This window comes from Vibrio sp. 1978 (assembly GCF_033344345.1).
Genome location: NZ_JAWPOP010000152.1, coordinates 1 through 1,062 on the forward strand (window position 1 = coordinate 1; position 1,062 = coordinate 1,062).

Consider the following 1,062-nt stretch of genomic DNA (forward strand, 5'->3'; position numbering starts at 1 on the left):
AACATTCAACAAATTTAGTCAACCAATGACTGTCAAACTCAGCCAGGCCCATCGGTGTAAACTCGTGTGTGAGTTCCTCTGGGTCTAGAAAGTTCAACGCATCTATTTTCGTCATAACTACCATAAGCTTGGCTTAATGGCTGGTCGAAGTGACCAGCCATTAACTTTATTTAGCCACCCGACTGAGGAATTTTAGCAACGAGTCTTAAAGACGTGGTTAGCTCTTCCATTTGAAGCCATGGCTTGAGCCAAGCAACCGCGTTGTAAGAACCAGGAGAACCTGGAATCTCCTTAACTTGTACGCGAGCGTCGGCAAGAGGGTATTTCGCACGAATTTCTTGACCACCACCTTCAGAAGCGTTCACATAGCCAAGAATCCAACGGTTCAACCAAGATTCAACGTCTTCTGCTTCCATAAAGCTACCGATCTTGTCTCGAGCCATTACTTTCAAATAATGTGCAAAACGAGAGGTTGCCATCATGTAAGGAAGTCTTGCTGAAATTGCCGCGTTTGCTGCCACTTCTGGAGATTCATGATTTGCTGGTTTTTGACAAGTTTGAGCACCAAAGAACACGGCATAGTTCGTATTTTTGTAGTGGCATAGCGGCAAGAAACCCAGTTTACCCAATTCCGCTTCACGGCGGTCTGTAATGCCAATTTCCGTTGGGCACTTCATATCTGGGTCACCATCATCACTCATGAAGAAGTGTGTTGGTAGGTTATCAACTCGACCACCACCCTCTGCGCCACGAATAGCAGTACAGAAACCATACTTAGAAAATGCATCCGTCAGTTTGACGCCAAGCACGTACGATGAGTTCATCCAACAATAATCATTGTGATCAGCATTAACGGCGATACCCGACACAGGATCCACATCAAACTCTTCAAAGCCAAACGCTTCTACAGGAGAGGTAGCTTGGCCGTATGGTAAGCAAGCTAATACTTTAGGCATCGTTAAGCTTACAAAACGAGAATCTGCACTTTCACGGAAAGAGCGCCATTGCGCATATTCCAACGACTCAAAGACTTTATCTAAATCGCGCGGTTTAGATAGTTCT

General features: G+C 45.2%; 1 protein-coding gene. It reads right to left on the reverse strand.

What is annotated here, in order from left to right; translation table 11 throughout:
* Positions 1 to 170: 170 nt before the first annotated feature.
* Positions 171 to 1,062, reverse strand: an 892-nt coding sequence (tssC, locus tag R8N49_RS25145) for a type VI secretion system contractile sheath large subunit (protein ID WP_318190214.1), incomplete at its 5' end; no start/stop codon positions are given.